Here is a 17,190-nt window from a genome sequence, read left to right as displayed (position 1 = left end):
CATGCCTCCATTGACACGGCGAATCCGGCTACAGCTTGCACTGTTCGCCGTGGTGGCCCTGATCTTCGGTGCGGCAATGGTTTTCGGCTACATCAGGCTGCCGTCCATGTTCGGGATCGGGCGCTACCAGGTGACCGTCGAGCTGCCCCGGACCGCGGGGCTCTACGCCGGGGGAAACGTGACCTACCGCGGAGTCGAGGTCGGCCGTATCACAGCAGTGCATCTGACCGAGACCGGTGCTGCGGCCGTGCTGTCGCTCAGGTCCGGTGTCGACATTCCGTCGGACCTCGACGCCCAGGTGCACAGCCAGTCGGCCGTCGGTGAGCAGTATGTCGCGCTGCGGCCGCGCCGGGCTTCGCCGCCGCTGAGGGCCGGCGACGTGATCACAGCGGATCGCGCCTCGGTGCCGCCGGATTTCGATGCGACGCTCGACGCGTTGGCCGTTGGTCTGAAAGCCATCCCACACGACGATCTCAAAACGGTTGTCGACGAGGCGTACACCGCCGTCGGCGGGCTGGGGCCACAACTTTCCGAACTGGTGACGGGTGGTAGCGCGCTGGCCCGCGACGCCCGTAACAACCTGGGTCCGCTGCTGACCCTGATCGACGAGTCGAGACCGATCCTGGAAGCGCAGACCGATTCCGCCGATGGGGTGGCGGGCTGGGCCGCCAATGTGGCCACGATTAGCCGACAGTTACAGCGTAATGACGTTGCCGTCCAAGATATCCTGCTGCGCGGCAGCCCGTCGGTCGAGGAAGCCCGCACGCTCGTGGACCGGCTGCGTCCGACCATTCCGATCGTGCTGGCCAACATGGTCAGCGTAGGTCAGGTGCTGCTCACCTACCAGCCCGCCCTGGAACAGCTGCTGGTGTTGTTGCCTCAGGCCGCGGCGACCGCGCAGGCGATCGTGGTGGCCAACCGGGACACCAACCAGGCGTACCGGGGTGCGTTCCTGAGCCTGAATCTGAGCCTGAATATGCCGCCGCCGTGCACGACCGGCTACCTGCCCGCGCAGCAACAGCGGGCCCCGGCCTTGGAGGACTTCCCGGACCGGCCCGTCGGCGATCTGTACTGCCGGGTGCCGCAGGATTCACCGCTCAACGTACGCGGTGCGCGCAACCTACCCTGCGTCACGCGACCGGGTAAGCGTGCCCCAACCGTCGCGATGTGTGAGAGCGACGAGAACTACGTGCCGCTCAACGACGGGTTCAACTGGAAGGGTGACCCGAACGCCACCGTGACCGGCCAGCCTGTCCCGCAGCAGGCGGCGGGCGCGCCCGTGCCGAATTCCGCTCTGCCGCCGATTGCGGCCGCCGAGTACGACCCGACCACCGGGATGTACCTTGCCCCGGACGGGCAGGTCTACACACAGCGTGGTCTGGTCAGCGGTGCCGCGGGCGAGCCGACCTGGCAGTCGATGCTGTGGCCGGTCGGGAATTGAGCGTCAGAACGGCAGGTCCACTTCACCGTTCGTCGTGATGCCCTCGTCGTGATTGCGGTTGACGAACCCGGTCGTGACGGGGGCTTGCGGCTCGGTTCCGTAGGGCACGAGGGGATCCGGGCCGGCCTTGGTGTCGCCGAGTGGCGCGCCGGTGTCGGCGGAGAGCGCAGTGTCCTGCTGCCATGAGGTGGTGGAGGTGGGGCCGGCGGCGACCGCAACGGTCGAGCCGACGGGTGCCAGAGCCACGAAACCCGCCGCGAGGCCGACGGCCAGCAGGGGTGTCGCGAAAGCGATCGGGGTCTTCATGATGATCTCCTCTTCCTGGTCGGATGAATTGATCAAACGCCTTGATCCTGGCCGAATCGCCACGGCTAGCTGCCAAGATGTGATTGCAGCTAGCCGGTAATCGACCGTGACGGCCGCCAGGCAGCAAAACCGATGACGAGTCCCAGGAACGGGATCGCGGCCAGGATCGTGCTGAGCGTCGTGCTGCCGCCCGTGACCAGGGTGAAGTTCGAGAGCACCAGCCACAGGCTGCCGAGCAGTCCGAGTACCGCCAGCGCGGGCGCGATCCGTGTCGTCCACAGGTGCCCTGGCACCCGGTCCCGGTTGCGCAGGAAGAACACCAGCACGGCGATCGAGGTGGTCAGCATCAGCACGACCATGCCGACCGTGGCGACGCCCGCCATCGAACCGAACACCCCGACCAGCGGATCGATGCCCAGAATCGCCAGCACACCGACGATGACTGCGGCGGTCACCGTCTGTACCACCGACGAGAACGACGGCGCCGCATGAGTGTCGTGGACCTGGGCGAGCCGGGCGGGCAGCAGGCCCTTGCCGGCCAGCACGAACTGGTAACGGGCGATCACGTTGTGGAAGGACAGCACGCAGGCGAACAGGCTGGTCAGCAGCAGCACGTTCACGATGTCGCGGCCGACGGTGCCCAGCATGTCAGCGGTGGTGTCCAGCAGCATGTTGCCCTCGCCGTCGAGGGTTTTCTGTGCCACGGCACCGACCTGGTCGGGCCCGATGGCCACCACGAACGCCCACACGGTGATCGCGTAGAACGCGCCGATGATGATGACCGCGGCATAGGTGGCCCGCGGAATGGTGCGCTCCGGGTCGCGCGCCTCGTCGCGGAACACGGCGGTGGCCTCGAAGCCGATGAAACCGGTGAGGGCGAACAGAATCGCGATGCCGATGGTGCCCTGGGTGAAGGTGGCGGGATCGAAGGAGGTGAAGGTGAGGCCGGCCGGGCCGGGCTTGGCCACCATCACCACGTCGAGCACCACGACGATGCCGATCTCGCATGCCAGCGCCACGCCCAGGACCTTCGCGCTGAGCTCGATGTGCCGGTAGCCGAGCACCGCCACGATCAGCAGGACCGCGAAAGCATAGACAGGCCAGGGGATCACGGGTCCGCCGTAGTGCGTCACCGTGTCGTTGATGGCCCAGCCGATGTACCCGTAGATACCGATCTGGATGGCGGTGTACGCGATCAGCGCGACGACGGCGATACCTTTGCCCATGCGTTCACCCAGGCCGACGGTGACGTAGGAGAAGAAGGCGCCGGCCTCGGGGACATGGGGCGTCATCGTCACGAAGCCGATGCTGAAGACCAGCAGCACCAGGGCCGCGATGACGAAACCCATGGGTGCACCGGCGCCGTTGCCGAGCCCCATGGCCAGTGGCATGTTGCCACCGATCACGGTCAGCGGGGCGGCCGCGGCGACGACCATGAACACGATTCCGATGGGGCCGAGATGCCCGGTGAGGCGCTTGCCGGTGCCGTCCGGGACGGTCTTCTCCGGTGTGGTGGTCATGAGATCTCCTGAGCGTCAGAGGTATTGGTGCGCATGGCCTGGCGCAACAGGTCGTGGTCCACGGCGTGCGCGGTGAAACCGCGGTGGCCGGTCAGGGTGGTGGCGGCGACCATGGCGTTGACGATGGCCTCCTCGGTGGCCTCGATCGTCAGGTCGAACAGCCGGGTCATCAACTGCGGTGCGACCATCCGCAGGGGGATCTCGGGGCGTGGCGTCGACGCGTCCTCGTCCCACGCGTACGGGGGGATGCCGCGGTTGCCGGTGGAGAAGGCCAGCATCAGGTCCCCGCTGTACTGCTCGCCGGTGCCGCCGACCCGGCTCACCGCGAGCGCGCTGCGCTGAGCCAGCCGGGTGCACTGATGGGGGAGCAGCGGGGCGTCGGTGGCGACGATGACGATGATCGAGCCCGAGCCCGGTTCGTACTGCCTCGGCAGGTCGGGCAACGGAACTCGGTCCGGTCCGATCAGCTGCCCGACGGGGACACCGTTGATCCGGAGTCGTTCGCGCCGACCGTGATTGGCCTGAACCAGGACGCCGATCGTGTACTGGCCGGAGACCGTGTCGGTGACGCGTGACGAGGTGCCGATGCCACCCTTGAAGCCGTGGCAGATCATGCCGGTGCCGCCCCCGACATTGCCCTCGGTGGGCGCGGCGGAGGAGGCATTCTCGAGCGCGGCCCGGGCATGCTCGGGCCGGACATGGAAACCGTTGATGTCGTTGAGCAGGCCGTCGTAGGTCTCGCCGACGACGGGCAGGGACCAGTAGATGCCCTCACCCCGGGCGCGCACCTGCGCTGCCACCAACTCGTCGCGGACGACGCCGACGCTGTGGGTGTTGGTGAGCCCGATCGCGGTGGTGAGTTCACCGGATTCCCGGATCCATTCCAGGCCGGTCAGCTCGCCGCTGCCGTTGAGGCGATGTGAGCCGGCGAACACCGGTTCGGTCCAGATGCCGTCGTGGGGGACGACCACCGTGACGCCGGTGTTGATGCCTTCGCTCTGCAGGGTGGTGTGTCCCACCCGTACCCCTGGGACATCGGTGATGGCGTTCTTCGGTCCGGTGGGGTGTTCCCCGATGACCACGCCGAGGTCTCTGGCACGCATTGGTTCCGCCCGATTCATCGAGAGTTATTTTCCTGATTGGAAAAGAACTATGCGCCCGGGTGCCGCACGGCGCAACAGAAAGGGCAAAATTGGTCCCATGGCACGGCCGAACAAGCAGGTGGAACGGCGTCACGACATCATGGATGCGGCGATCGCGCTGATCGAGCGCCATGATCTGGCCACCCTGAAGCTTGCTGACGTCGCCGAACAGCTCGGACTGACCACCAACGCGGTGCGCTACTACTTCAAGGACATGACGCAGCTGCTCTCGGAGCTGGCGCTGCGTTCCGACGTCCGGTTCTACGACGAGCGACTCAAGCTGCAGAGCCCGTCGGGTGATGCGCGCGAGCAGTTGGTGATGACCATCGCCGCCGGCCTGCCCACCGGTCCCGACGATGCCGAGTGGCGGGCGATCTGGCGGGCCGTGCTGTCCGCCGGATTTGAGCTCGATCAACGCAGGGATGTGCAGGGCATCTACCACCGCCAGGTCGACCTGTACACGGACCTGCTGCTGGCGGGGGCCAAGCGTGAGGTGTTCCGGCTGCAGCAGCCCGCGCGCGATATCGCCATGACGCTGATGTCCATGGAGGACTACTTCGGTTACCGGATCGTCGCGCGCGATCCCGGGTTGAGCCGGGCTGTTGCGCTGCGGTTGATGCGGCAGTACGCGGAGTTGGCGACCGGGGCGTCGTTGCCTGAGGTCGATTGACGCTCGGCGCTGCCCCTGACTCGTGGCGCCTTGGTGGCTGCTGTCCGTCGAACGTCGGATATCGGCAAATGGCGACTCGGCAGCGTCGGTGGGTGGCTACGCTGATGCGGCAAAGTTACATGGTCGTCAATATTGAAGTGGGAGCTGTGCATGCTTGTTCGGGCTTTCTTCGCTGGTGCCTGTATCGCCATGGCTGGCTCGGTATTCGCACCCATCGCCGCGGCCGCTCCCTACAAGAACTGCACCGAGGCGAAGGCGGACGGCGCCTGCAACATCCCGTCGAGCTCGGACAAGTACCAACCGAAGCTCGACCGCGATGGGGACGGCCTCGGGTGTGAATGCTGACCGGATTTTCCTGGGGTGAAGGGGGGCAACAACATTGGGGGCAGGTGCGGGGTGGTACGGCGATCCGTGGAATGAGTCGGATCTGCGGTGGTGGGACGGCCGTGAGTGGACGGGCCACGCGGCGACGGCGGGGTCACAAGCCGGTGCGACGCGCGCTCAGGCACCATTTGCCAACGCGGGCATCGAACACCTGATCGGTCGCGACGGCCGCATCGCGGCTGTCGACGTGGAGACCACGGGCGTCTACAACACTGATCGAGTCGTCGAGATCGCCATCGTGACGCTCGACTGCGACGGACGCGTTCACGACGAGTTCGAGACCCTGATCCAGCCGATGAGAGACGTCGGGCCCACGTGGCTGCACGGTATCGATGCGGCCATGCTTCGGAGCGCGCCGGCCTTTGTCGAGGTGGCGCACCACGTCGCGTCGAGGCTGGACGGCGCGGTCGTCGTGGGCCACAACGTCAGGTTCGACATGCGCATGATCGGAAACGAGCTGTCGGCGGCGGGAATCGACATCGACTGGGGTTCGGCGATCGACACGCTGCGCGCGACGGGCTGCAAGCTCGACCAGGCGTGCTCGGAACACGGTGTGGTGTTGGAGGCCGCCCACCGTGCTATCGCCGACGCGCGCGCGACAGCACGTCTGCTGTTCGCGACGCGCGACCGCTACCTCGACACCCGCCGGCCGGCGGTCGCTCGGCCGCTGCGGGTGACGCCGTTACGGGTATGCGCGCGTGCGGGGCACGTCGAGGTGTTGCCGCCCGCGCCCTATCTGGCGGCGCTCGCCGGCGGCCTGCACAGCAGTCCCGACGTTGCCCCATATGTGCAATTGCTCGCCACCGCGATCGCCGATCTGCGATTGACGGCCGACGAACGCGCCGCACTGCGATCACTCGCCCAAGAGCTCGGACTTGACGAGTGGGAGATCGCGCGAGCGCACCGCGAGTTCGTCAATGGGCTCATCGATGCCGCGGTGGAGGACGGCGTCGTCACTGATGACGAACATGGCGATATGTGCCGCGCTGCAGCTCTGCTCGGCGTCGACATCGACGCGGTCATGGTCCGGATCGAGCCCTTCCGTGCTGTCACCGGCGATATGGATCTCGTCCCGGGCATGTCGGTGTGCTTCACCGGGCAGGGCAAGCTCGGCGGTGTCGCGATCGACCGGAAGACCCAGGAGGCCATGGCGCAGAAGCGCGGCCTGGTAGTCGTCACGTCGGTCACCAAGAGCGGACCAGACCTTGTCGTTGCCGCCGACGGCGACTCGCGTTCGAGCAAAGCGCGCAGAGCTCGCGAACTCGGCATCCCCATATGCTCGTTCTCCGAGTTCGCGCACGCCCTCGAATCCGGCGGCCCCGTGTCGTCCGCGAGAGCCGCGTCTGCCGGTGCCGCGATGGTGTGCATCACCTGCGGATCGTCATGGATGGCACCGAGGAAGGTCTTGGCCTCCGTGTGCGTCGACTGCTCCCGAGCCAGGCTCCTGGGACCGAAGCCGACGGAGACCGCATCATCGACAGCTGAAGCCGACTCTGCATGCAGGCCAGGCGCATTGGACGTTCTGGTCTGCGGCGCGTGCGGGATCGAGTGGGAACGGACGCGCAGACAGGGTCGGCGTCCGGCCATGTGTCCGGACTGCGACAAGAAAGAGCAGATGGCGTGAGGCGAACGCGACAAGCTCGAACTCCTGACGCAGGCCCTGAGAGGGGCCGATGCTGAGATTTACCGGCTGCAAGCGGCTTTCGAGGATGCTAGAGCTTCAGCCGTTGTCACGGTTACTCTTGGATGGCCGACAAGCACCGGGCGTATCGGAGGGTGGATCGCTGCCCGGATCTTCGGCATCGAGTAGGGAGACGCCACCAATGCCACTGGGCGACAGGCACTTCCGGACCGGTCCGTCGTCTGGTCGTTCCGTGAACGTGAAAGCGTACGGCAAGCGCGAAGGCATCCTCGACATCAATCCGAACGCAGGGCTCGATTGCTACACGCTCGCTCCGCGGCGGGCGCGCCGCGCAGTTTCATGGCCACCGTGTCTGCCAGTTGAGCGGTAGCCCGATGGAGGGTGTCAGCCAGCAGCGCCTTGCCCGACTGCCTGAACTGCAGCATGCGCGTGTAGGGCCATTTCGGCGTCGGGGGATGCTGGGGTGAGGTCGAAGATGACCTCCTCCACTGTGCCGGTGAACTTGTACGGGGCTTTGTCTTCATAGTCGCGGTCGACCACCAGGCCGTTGTCACGGCCAATGTCCATCCCGCCGTACGAGGTGAACGCAATCGGGACCGTCCGGGGCATGTCACCTCCGCCGACGAGGTCGTCGCCGATCCACAACGACACGTGCCCGCCCGTACCGGGTATGGGTTGGTCGGCTTTGAAGACCATCTTCACCGTGACGTCGCCGGTGGGCAGCGCTTGAGTGGACACCTGCCTGTACGTCTCCATGCCCAGGTACGAGTAGGTGTGATGCAGCAGACCCTTGCCGTCAACCCATAGTGCGAATCCGCCGATGAAGTCGGCGTTGGCCACGAGCACTCCCTCAGCACCACCGTCGGGGACGTGCACGTGCGCTTCGATTGAATAGGAGCGGCCCAGAATGCGCGGAACCATGCCGCGCTGGATGTTCTGCACGCTGCCCTTGAAAGTGAATCGCGTGATTGTGGGCAGCGGGGGCAGAATGCCGAAGAACACCGCCATTCCACCGAGCAGCGGTAGCACCCGGTTGCGTTCGGCTTCCTGCCAGAACAGCGCCGTGAGCTCCTCGACCTTCTCAGGTCGGTCGGCCGCCAGATTCTTGGCTTGCGAGAAGTCGTCGGGCAGGTAGTACAGCTCCCACACGTCGTCGGCGGGGTCGTAGGGGCCGCCGGGCGCGAAGCGTTTCAGCGTCTCCGGTGAGAAGTCCCAGGGCGCCTTGTCCAGTCGGGTGCAGGCCCACCACCCGTCCTTATACATGGCGCGGCTGCCGAACATTTCGAAGTACTGCACGGTGTGCTGCTCGGCGGCGGCGGCGTCGCCGAAGGTGGCCAGGAAACTCGTGCCGTCCATGGGCTCCTGGTCGATGCCGTCGACCGTCCTCGGCACGGGCAATCCGATGGCCTGCAGGACGGTTGGGGCGATGTCGATGCAATGGGTGAACTGATTGCGTATCGCCGTGTCGGGTGAGATCCGGTCGGGCCAGGCGACGACCATGGGGTCCCGGGACCCGCCGAGGTGGCTGGCCATCTGCTTGCCCCACTGGAACGGGGTGTTGTTGGCATGCGCCCAGGCGGCGGCGAAGTGCGGTGCGGTGTGGTCGCCGCCGAGCGACTCGATTCCGCCGTACTGGTCGATGAGCGAAAGCTGATGCTCGGCGTCGAGCACGACGCCGTTGAGGAAGGTCATCTCGTTGAACGAACCGGTGACCGTTCCTTCCATACTCGCGCCGTTGTCGCCCCAGATGTAGAAGACCAGCGTGTTGTCGAGGTCGCCCAGATCTTCGACCGAGTCGAGAAGTCGTCCTACATTCCAGTCGGCGTTCTCGGAGAACCCCGCGAAGACTTCCATCTGACGCGCGTACAGCTTCTTCTGCGCATCAGACAAGCTGTTCCATGCTGGAAACAGATCGGGCCGCTCGGTCAATTCGGTTTCCTGCGGGACGATTCCCAGTTTCTTCTGCCGTTCGAGGGTCTTTTCGCGGTAGACGTCCCAGCCATCGTCGAACTCGCCCGCGTACTTGTCCGCCCACTCCTTGGCGACGTGGTGTGGCGCGTGGCTGGCGCCGGTGGAGTAGTACATCATCCACGGCTTGTCGGCGTCTTGCGCCCGGACGCCCTGTAGCCACTGCACCGCCTTGTCGGTCAGGTCATCGGGGAAGTAGTACTGCTCGCCGTCCTCGCCCCGTGGTACTCCCAGCACCGAGTTGTCCTGGGTGATCAGCGGGTCGTACTGACCGGCAGCACCGGACAGGAACCCCCACCAATGGTCGAAGCCCCAGGCTTGGGGCCAGTGGTCGAACGGCCCTGCTGCGCCCTGCACGTTGTCCGGCGTCAGATGCCATTTACCGAATCCACCGGTGACGTAACCGTTCTCGCGCAGGATGCGAGGCAACGCGGCGCAGCTTCGGGGCTTGGCGGCGGTATAGCCGGGGAACGGTCCGGGATATTCGGCGATTGATCCGAATCCCACCCGGTGGTGGTTGCGCCCAGTCAGCAGGGCGGCGCGGGTCGGTGAACACACGGCGGTGACGTGAAACCTGTTGTAGGTCAGCCCCCGTTGCTGAACCCGGGTCAGGTTCGGCGTGCGTATGCCGCCGCCGAAGGTGTCCGGGCCACCGAATCCCGCATCGTCGATCAACACGATCAGCACGTTCGGCGCGTTCTCGGGTGCGTGAGGACCAGCCACGATGGTCCAGTCGGCGACCGACTCCCCGAACGTGCGTCCGACGGTCCCAGTGAAGTCCCGGTCCGGTATCGGCAGCCGCGTCCGATCCGGGTCAAACCCATGCGCGCCTGTTCCACTCATCGGCTGCTCCGTCTCCAAGGTCGCCGCCTTCGAGTGAAAGCGCCCCATCGATGGTGGGCGCTGCCTGACGTTGCCCACTAGAGGCGAAGGTCACACTGGTGCGCTCTGTAAACACCGGGGCCTCCCACCAATGTCGGATAGACCAGGCAGGCGCCTTCCCACTGGGTAACCCACGAACATGGGTGGTGAGTGGGGCCCCGGCCCGCAACCCCCAGCTCAACGCCGACGGTCACCCATACCGTCTAGCCCTGCCGGTTGGCCCAACCGTCGTCATTGTGCGCGAACAGGCGAATCTCGCGCTCCCAGGCGCGGTCCCGGGCCCGGTCCAGGCCGCGCCGGATCATGTGGGTGCAAAACGCACTGCACAACACCATGCCGATCCAGAGGGTCACGGCGATGGCGACCGAGTTCAGCTCGGCATCGTCCGGCGTCAGCGGCGCGGCGACCACCTTGCCGCTGTCGTCCAGCCAGATGGTCATGTGGTCCCCGACTCTGACCGTCGCGGTGCCGGCGACCGACTCGGTACGCGTCCGCGTGCCCTCGCGCCACTGTGCTTCGACGTATGCCGGCGTTTCGAAGTCTGTCGGCAGACCGACGCCCTCGACGACCGTTGCCTGCACCGGATGCCGGTTGTGCGCCTCCTGCTCGGCTGTCTGCATGCCCCACCCGCGAACGAGGGCGCCTGCCGATACCGCCACCGGGATCGCCACGAGTGCGGTGATCACGATGCCGAGAACCGCCAGGGCCTCGATACGGTCGACGACGCGGACCAGCGGATTGAGACCGAGCGCACGGAGGTACCATCCACTACGTCCAGCAAACAATGTGAGGCGCGTTACATCCCGACTAGCGGTGCTTTTGTCTTTTCGCGCAAACATTACTTGCAGCCTTGCACCGCGGCGGGCGGCCTGCCAGTCGAACGGCGACCCCGGCGACGGATATCACACCGTCGGGCTTGCCTCGCGCAATCGGAGCAGCTGCCGATCGCGCCACCGCACACGCTCGTCCCAGTCGTCGAGGTCTAGTAGCGCCCTGCGCTGCGCGGTGACCTCGGCGACCAACTCGGGTGTCCAGGGATCGGACTGTCCGCGCTCGGCCCCCATCCGTTGGTAGGCCGGCCCCATCTTGTCCGCGTGCGATTCGATGCCACCCCGGGTGTTCAGGTCGGCGGTCTCGAACGGGCCGATGACGCTCCAGCGGCGACCCAATCCGCTGCGCACCACTTCGTCGATATCGTCCACGCTCGCCACCCCATCGCGTACCAGGCAGTAGGCCTCGCGCAGGAGCGCACCCTGCAGGCGATTGAACACAAAACCCTCGACCTCGCGGCGCACCAGCACGGGCCGCAACCCCGCCGTGCGGTACACCTCGACCGTGCGCTCGGTGATGGGCCCGGCGGTCGACGGTGACGGCACCACCTCGATGACGGGCAACAGGTAGGGCGGGTTTCCCGGGTGGCCGACCAGGATGCGTGCCGCGATGGCGGTATCGAGCCCCTCGGCGAGCCGGCTCGCCACGATCGCCGAACTCGAGCTCGCCAGCGGCACCTCCTGGGCGGTCTGAATTGCTGCCTGCCGCAGCAATTGCTGCTTCACGTCGAGCCGTTCGGGTGCGCATTCCTGGACGAACCCCACGCCGAGCAGTGCGGAGTCCAGATCGGAGGTGAACCGAACCCGGGCCTCGACAACGGCGGGGTCGGTGATGCCCAGTAGCGTGAGCCGCTCCCGCAGATCCTCGGCAGCCCGGGGCAGCGCCGCGGCGACGGGATCGTAGACGGCGACGTCGACGCCGCTGCAGGCGAACAGGATCGCGAACGACACCCCGATGGAGCCCGCCCCGAGGACTGCCACGGGTGGCCGGCTCACAGCTGCCACCAACTCCGGTCACCGTCGTAGCCACGCTCCAGGATCGCCACGACCGATCCGGTGGTCAGCTCACGCGGGTTGTTGGCGGTCAACCGGGTGGCCAGCATCGCCTGCTTGGCGACGAAGTCGAAGTCCTGCGGCGTGAGGCCGAGCGTGCGCAGATCCAGGGGCGCGCCGAGTGTCTCCAGAATGGCTTCGATCCGCTCGATCGCCGACCGTGCCTGCCGCTCTTCGGAATCCGACGAGTGAGCCACCCCGAGGATGCGGCCGATCTCGGCGAACTCCGGGATGCGGGCGGGCAGGTTGTAGCGCATCACGTATGGCAGCAGCGCGCTGATCCCGAACCCGTGCGGGGTGTGGGTCAGGTTGCCGATCGGGGACTGGATGGCATGCGCGCCCGCCGTTCCCGCGGTGTTGATGGCCATACCCGCGCAGTACGCGCCGAACAGCGTGTCGGACCGGGCGGCGAGATCGACCGGATTCGCCGCCACCGCCGGCAGTGACGTGTTCAGCAGTGCGAGCCCGGTGCGGGCGTAGACGTCGGCCAACACGTTCTTGCCCGCGTACAGGGTGGTCGCCAGTTGGTCGGCGTCGGGATTCTTCGCCCGCCCCGTGAACGACTCGATGAGGTGAGACAGCGCGTCCGCGCCCGATGCGGCGGTCAACCCCGGCGGGCAGGTGAGTGTCAGTTCGGGATCGATGATCGCTGCGTAGGCCTCCAGGTGCGGGCTCGCGACCCCGACCTTCATGCCCTGGTCCTCGTCGAAGACCACCGAGATACAGGTGACCTCCGCGCCGGTGCCCCCGGTGGTGGGGACCGTGATGACCGGTATCCCCGGGCCGGGCACCAGGAACTGTCCGTAGTAGTCGCGGACGTCACCGCCGTGCGTGAGCACCACCGAGGCGACCTTGGCCAGATCCATGCACGACCCGCCGCCGATCCCGACGATGGCCTGGATCGAGTCACCGCCGAACCGCTCGGCGATGTCGACGACGTTGCGGCGCGGCAGATCTGGCTCGGTCCCGTCGTACACCGATACCGAAACACCCTGCTGTGTCAGCGCTTCCACGATGGCGGCGAACTCCGCGCTGGTCGCCATCCTGGCGTCGGTGACGATCAGGACGCGCTGGGCGATCTCGCCGACGACACGGGCGATCTGTCGGCGCTGGCCCGGCCCGAACAAAACCATGGCCGGCTGGCGGAGCAGTCCCAGGCCCAATTCGTTGGCGGTGTGCAACGGCGAGGTGACGGTGGCGGTCATGACAGGCCTTCCTTCTCATCGACGGTGACGGCGAGGTACTTGGCCTCGAGATAGTCATAGATGGCGTCGTGCCCGCCCTCGCGACCGAGGCCGGAGGCCTTCACACCGCCGAAGGCTGCCGCGGGGTCGGCCATGATCCCGCGATTGATGCCGACCATGCCGAAGTCCAGGCGCTCACCGACGGCGACGGCTCGCGAGAGGTCCTTGGTGAACACGTAGGCGGCCAGGCCGTACCTGGTGTCGTTGGCGAAGGCGACCGCGTCGGCCGTCGATCCGACCTCGTAGATGGTGGCGACGGGAGCGAATAGCTCGCGGCTGCACAATTCGGCGGGCCTGCCGGTGACGCGAAAGACGGTGGGTTCGAAGAAGAATCCGGGACCGGGACGTGCGGAGCCACCGACGAGGAGCTCGGCGCCCGTCGAGCGCAGTGTCTCGACCAACTCGACGACGGTGTCACGCTGGCGCTCCGAGATGATCGGTCCGACGTCCACACCGGGCTCGAATCCGTTGCCGACGTTCAGTGCCCGAGCGAGCTCGACGAAGCGCGCGGTGAACTCTTCGGCCACCGCGGTGTGCACGATGATCCGGTTGGCCGCCACACATGCCTGACCCGCGTTGCGGAACTTGCAGATGACCGCCTGCCGAGCGGCGAGTTCGACGTCGGCGTCGTCGAGCACGATGAACGGTCCGTCACCGCCGAGTTCCATGGAGGTGTTGATGATCCCGGGTGCGGCCTGCTCCAGCAGGGTGGCGCCCACGCCGGTGGATCCGGTGAAGCTGATCTTGCGCAGCCGCTCATCGGCCATCAGGGCGGCGGACACCGGAGCCGACGCCGTGGTGTGGATGAGGTTCACCACACCTGCGGGAAAGCCCGCCTCGCGCAGGGTTTCGACGAACAGCGCACACGTCAGCGGAGTTTCCTTGGCGGACTTGACGATCACCGGGCAGCCGGCGGCCAGCGCCGCGCCCGCCTTGCGCGCGATCATCAGCATGGGGAAGTTCCACGGTGTGATGAGCAGCGCCGGCCCCACGGGCTGATGCGTGGTGATCACGCGGTAGCCGCCGTGCGACGCGGGTGCCCAGGTGCCTTGCAGATGAGCGATCTGCTCGGTGTACCAGAGGAAGAACTCCGCGGAGAGCGCGAACTCCGCGCGGGATTCCGTCAGCGGCTTGCCGCTCTCGGCGGTCATCACGTCGGCGAAGGCGTCGGCGCGGGCCAGCAGCAGACGATGGGCGCGGGTGAACAAGTCGGCGCGCTCGCGCGGCGCGATATGGCGCCATTGGTCCTGCACGCCGGCTGCCGCATCGAGCGCCGCGATCGCCTCGGCGGCACCGCCGTCGGCCACGGTCGCGATCTGCTCGCCGGTGGCGGGATCGACGACCGCGAACGTCGAGTCCGCCGAGCGCCATTCACCTCCGATGAACAGTCCGGTGGGGATACGTCGGCCGTGCACCACGGCCGTGTCGAGGGGTGTGGCCAGCGTCGTCGTCATGCCCAGTGACGCTAGGACGGGATGGTGACGCCGGATACGACTGCGTCTTTTTGAGACAGTCGGAGGATCCGGTGGGCCGGCCCTCCTACGGTAGGCTGTGTGATTCAGCTCTCACTTGAGGAGTGGTCGGTGTCGACACGGCCCAGCGGTTCGCGGCTCGAAGAACTGCGCGCGCAATTCCTCACCGCCTCCGACCCGGACCTGGCCGTGCCGCCGGACCTGCTCGAATCGTGGTTGCGCTCCAAGAGTGCGCTGGGCGCCCCGGCCAACGTCCGCGACGTGCCGCGCGTCGACGAGGACCTGCTGGACAACCATCTCCTGGAGATGTTCCAGGCACCGATGGCCCGCGCCGCGGAGGACCTGGCCGGGTCGGGGATGGGCCTGCTGCTGGCCGACGCCCAGGGCCGCATCGTGCAGCGGTGGTCCCTGGACTCGTCGGCGATGACGCAGCTGGATCGCATCGGCACCGTGCGCGGCGCGGTGCTGGCCGAGGACGCGGTCGGCACCAACGGCGTGGGTACCGCGATCGCCTCGGGTAAGAGCGTGCTGATCGAGGGTGCCGAGCACTTCGCCGACGTCTACCGCGACGCCCTGTGCACGGGGGCGCCGGTGTGGCACCCGATCACCGGCAAACTCCTGGCCGCGGTGACGATGTCGACCAAGATCGACGAGCGGAGCGGCCTGCTGCTACCGCTGACGAATTCGCTTGCCGCCCAGCTGCAACAGCATGTGCTCGATGTCGCCCAGCCCGGGGCACGGGCGATGCTCGCGGCCTTCCTCGACGCCTCGAAACGTCACGACGGGCCAGTGGTGGCGTTCGGTCCCGACGGGCTGACGATGCGCAGCCGACGTGCGGGGGAGCTGACCCAGACCGATGTCGACTTGATCGGACACCTGTGCGCGGGTCTGCGGCACGACTCGCGGGTGACCGCCGACCTGTCCACTGGGCACACGGCGATCGAGGCCCGTGTGCTCGATGGCGACGCCGGGGTGGTGGCGGCCCTGCGGCCCGCCCCGCGTGTCATGGCCGGACACGGTAAGCCGTCGTCGGATGGGCTGGTGGGACAGACGAAGTCGTGGCTGTCCGCCGCACACCACGTCAGCCGGCACATAGCGGCCCGCACCGCGCTGTTGATCGCCGGTGAACCGGGCAGCGGCAAAACCTCGCTGGCGCTGGGCCGCCCATATCGGCCTGGCTCAGCGCAGTCCGACGTCACGGTGCTGCACACCGCCCAGCGTCAGATCGTCGGTGATCAGGTCTGGTTGCAGGAACTCTCCGATGCCGTCGCCGGTGCGGCGCGGGTGGTCGTCCGCGGCGTGGAGCATCTCGACTCGCAGTCGTTATCCGCCCTGCGTGCACTGGCCGACGCGTATGCGGGCCGGGGTTCGCTGCTGCTGACGGTGAGTGCGGCCACGCAGGCCGATGCCGAGGCCGCCGCGACCAGGCTCGGGGTCGCGATGGTGTGGGTGCCCCCGCTGCGCGAGCGGGCCGCAGACATCCCGGCGCTGTGGAATGCGCTTGTCGCACAACGCGCTCCGGGCCTACGGCTGGCATTGAGTGACGGGGCGCGCCAAGCACTGGAGGCGGCGGGCTGGCCGGGCAACCTCGCCGAACTGCGCACCCTGGTCGCGCAACTGGTGACCGACGGCGTGCGCGGTGTGGTGCACGCCGACCACCTGCCCGACTCGCTGCGCGCCCACCGCTCCTGGTCGATGATCGAGCGGACCGAGATGGAGACGATCCGCCGGGCCCTGCAGGAGGCCGGCGGCAACCGATCCAAGGCGGCCGAGCTGCTCGGCGTCTCCCGCGCGACGATCCATCGAAAGCTCAAGACCTACAACCTCTCCGGCTGAATCACTGGGCCAGGTAGCCGCCGTCGATCACCAGTTCCGAGCCGGTGACGAAGCTCGCCTCGTCGGAGGCCAGGAACACCACGCCGTTGGCGATCTCCTCGGGTCGGCCGGCACGGCCCATCGGCGTCTGCGCGACGACGAACTCGTTGATCTCCACTTCCTGCGCATCGGTCAGCGGTGTCTTGATGAATCCCGGGTGTACCGAGTTCACCCGGACGTTGTCCTTGGCGTAGCTGATGGCCGCGCTCTTGGACATGTTGCGTACCGCGCCCTTGGTGGCGTGATAGGCGTGCGCGCCGGCGACCGCGGCGTTACCCCAGATCGATGAGACGTTGATGATCGAGCCGCTGCGCCGGCTCACCATGTGCGGGATCACCGAACGCATGCCCAGGAAGGTGCCGGTTTGGTTGGTGGCGATGACGCGCTCCCATTCGGCCACGCTCAGCTCGTGTAGGCCCTGGTAGGCGATGATCCCCGCGTTGTTGGCGAGCACGTCGATGCGGCCGAAGCGGTCGAGCATGTCCTCGATCACCGTCGCCCAGTCCTCTTCTTGCGACACGTCGAGCTGGCGGTAGTGGATACCCGGATGGCGCGGGCCGAACGACTCGTCGGTCTTGGACCGACCGGTCGCGATGGTGGTGGCGCCCTCGCGGGCGAAGGCCTCGGCGATGGCGTGGCCGATACCCCGGCACGATCCGGTGACCAGTGCGACCTTGTCGTTCAAACGATTCATGGCGGCTTCTCCTATGAGTGGGTGCCGCAAGCGTGGCGCGGCGGTCGGCGGCGTCGGTGAGCTGCGT

The 17,190-nt window shown here is 67.2% G+C and carries 14 protein-coding genes; 5 read left to right on the top strand and 9 right to left on the bottom strand.

The features are described 5' to 3' along the window. The first annotated feature begins 1 nt into the window (after position 1). A complete protein-coding gene (locus QN239_RS29485) occupies positions 2–1,441 on the top strand; it encodes an MCE family protein (RefSeq protein ID WP_499015837.1) in 1,440 nt (479 codons plus the stop codon). Between the two features lie 3 nt (positions 1,442–1,444). Here the strand turns inward: QN239_RS29485 and QN239_RS29480 are convergent, their stop codons facing one another. The 3 genes from QN239_RS29480 to QN239_RS29470 all read right to left on the bottom strand — a co-directional run bounded on the left by QN239_RS29480 (position 1,445) and on the right by QN239_RS29470 (position 4,370). Continuing rightward, a complete protein-coding gene (locus QN239_RS29480) occupies positions 1,445–1,747 on the bottom strand; it encodes a hypothetical protein (RefSeq protein ID WP_499015835.1) in 303 nt (100 codons plus the stop codon). Between the two features lie 89 nt (positions 1,748–1,836). Next, entirely contained in the window at positions 1,837–3,267 is a 1,431-nt protein-coding gene (locus tag QN239_RS29475) for an APC family permease (RefSeq protein ID WP_499015833.1), read from the bottom strand. Continuing rightward, positions 3,264–4,370, bottom strand: a complete 1,107-nt coding sequence (locus tag QN239_RS29470; protein WP_499015831.1) for a DmpA family aminopeptidase — start codon at positions 4,368–4,370, stop codon at positions 3,264–3,266. Before QN239_RS29470 ends, QN239_RS29475 begins: the two co-directional genes overlap by 4 nt. Positions 4,371–4,467: 97 nt before the next feature. Between QN239_RS29470 and QN239_RS29465 the strand changes: the two genes are divergently transcribed. The 3 genes from QN239_RS29465 to QN239_RS29455 all read left to right on the top strand — a co-directional run bounded on the left by QN239_RS29465 (position 4,468) and on the right by QN239_RS29455 (position 7,087). Beyond that, on the top strand, positions 4,468–5,079 hold the full coding sequence (locus tag QN239_RS29465) for a TetR/AcrR family transcriptional regulator (protein ID WP_499015829.1): 612 nt from the start codon (positions 4,468–4,470) through the stop codon (positions 5,077–5,079). 150 nt (positions 5,080–5,229) lie between these two features. Continuing rightward, positions 5,230–5,424 (top strand): excalibur calcium-binding domain-containing protein, encoded by a 195-nt coding sequence (locus QN239_RS29460; RefSeq protein ID WP_499015827.1) that lies wholly within the window; start codon positions 5,230–5,232, stop codon positions 5,422–5,424. A 34-nt stretch (positions 5,425–5,458) separates the two neighbouring features. Further along, positions 5,459–7,087, top strand: a complete 1,629-nt coding sequence (locus QN239_RS29455; protein WP_499015823.1) for an exonuclease domain-containing protein — start codon at positions 5,459–5,461, stop codon at positions 7,085–7,087. Positions 7,088–7,489: 402 nt separating this feature from the next. Here QN239_RS29455 and QN239_RS29450 read toward each other — a convergent pair whose 3' ends face one another. From QN239_RS29450 to QN239_RS29430, 5 genes are all read right to left on the bottom strand, one after another. Continuing rightward, on the bottom strand, positions 7,490–9,916 hold the full coding sequence (locus tag QN239_RS29450; protein WP_499015819.1) for an arylsulfatase: 2,427 nt from the start codon (positions 9,914–9,916) through the stop codon (positions 7,490–7,492). A gap of 242 nt (positions 9,917–10,158) precedes the next feature. Beyond that, positions 10,159–10,740, bottom strand: a complete 582-nt coding sequence (locus QN239_RS29445; protein WP_499015816.1) for an Rv1733c family protein — start codon at positions 10,738–10,740, stop codon at positions 10,159–10,161. Positions 10,741–10,857: 117 nt separating this feature from the next. Then, positions 10,858–11,781 carry a 3-hydroxyacyl-CoA dehydrogenase gene (locus tag QN239_RS29440; protein ID WP_499015813.1) on the bottom strand — a complete coding sequence of 308 codons (924 nt, stop codon included), beginning with the start codon at positions 11,779–11,781 and terminating at the stop codon, positions 10,858–10,860. After that, a complete protein-coding gene (locus QN239_RS29435) occupies positions 11,778–13,043 on the bottom strand; it encodes an iron-containing alcohol dehydrogenase (RefSeq protein ID WP_499015810.1) in 1,266 nt (421 codons plus the stop codon). The genes QN239_RS29440 and QN239_RS29435 overlap by 4 nt, the downstream gene beginning before the upstream one ends. Continuing rightward, positions 13,040–14,536 carry an NAD-dependent succinate-semialdehyde dehydrogenase gene (locus QN239_RS29430; protein ID WP_499015808.1) on the bottom strand — a complete coding sequence of 499 codons (1,497 nt, stop codon included), beginning with the start codon at positions 14,534–14,536 and terminating at the stop codon, positions 13,040–13,042. Before QN239_RS29430 ends, QN239_RS29435 begins: the two co-directional genes overlap by 4 nt. Positions 14,537–14,665: 129 nt before the next feature. On the opposite strand from QN239_RS29430, the gene QN239_RS29425 reads away from it, so the two are divergent. Beyond that, positions 14,666–16,390 (top strand): sigma-54-dependent Fis family transcriptional regulator, encoded by a 1,725-nt coding sequence (locus tag QN239_RS29425; RefSeq protein WP_499015806.1) that lies wholly within the window; start codon positions 14,666–14,668, stop codon positions 16,388–16,390. Between the two features lies 1 nt (position 16,391). Here QN239_RS29425 and QN239_RS29420 read toward each other — a convergent pair whose 3' ends face one another. After that, positions 16,392–17,123 (bottom strand): SDR family NAD(P)-dependent oxidoreductase, encoded by a 732-nt coding sequence (locus QN239_RS29420; protein WP_499015804.1) that lies wholly within the window; start codon positions 17,121–17,123, stop codon positions 16,392–16,394. Positions 17,124–17,190 lie beyond the last annotated feature (67 nt).

It is taken from the genome of Mycolicibacterium sp. Y3, from assembly GCF_051188035.1.
GTDB lineage: Bacteria > Actinomycetota > Actinomycetes > Mycobacteriales > Mycobacteriaceae > Mycobacterium > Mycobacterium fluoranthenivorans.
Note: the sequence above shows the minus strand (reverse complement) of the source record. Positions and strands in the feature narration are given on the sequence as shown.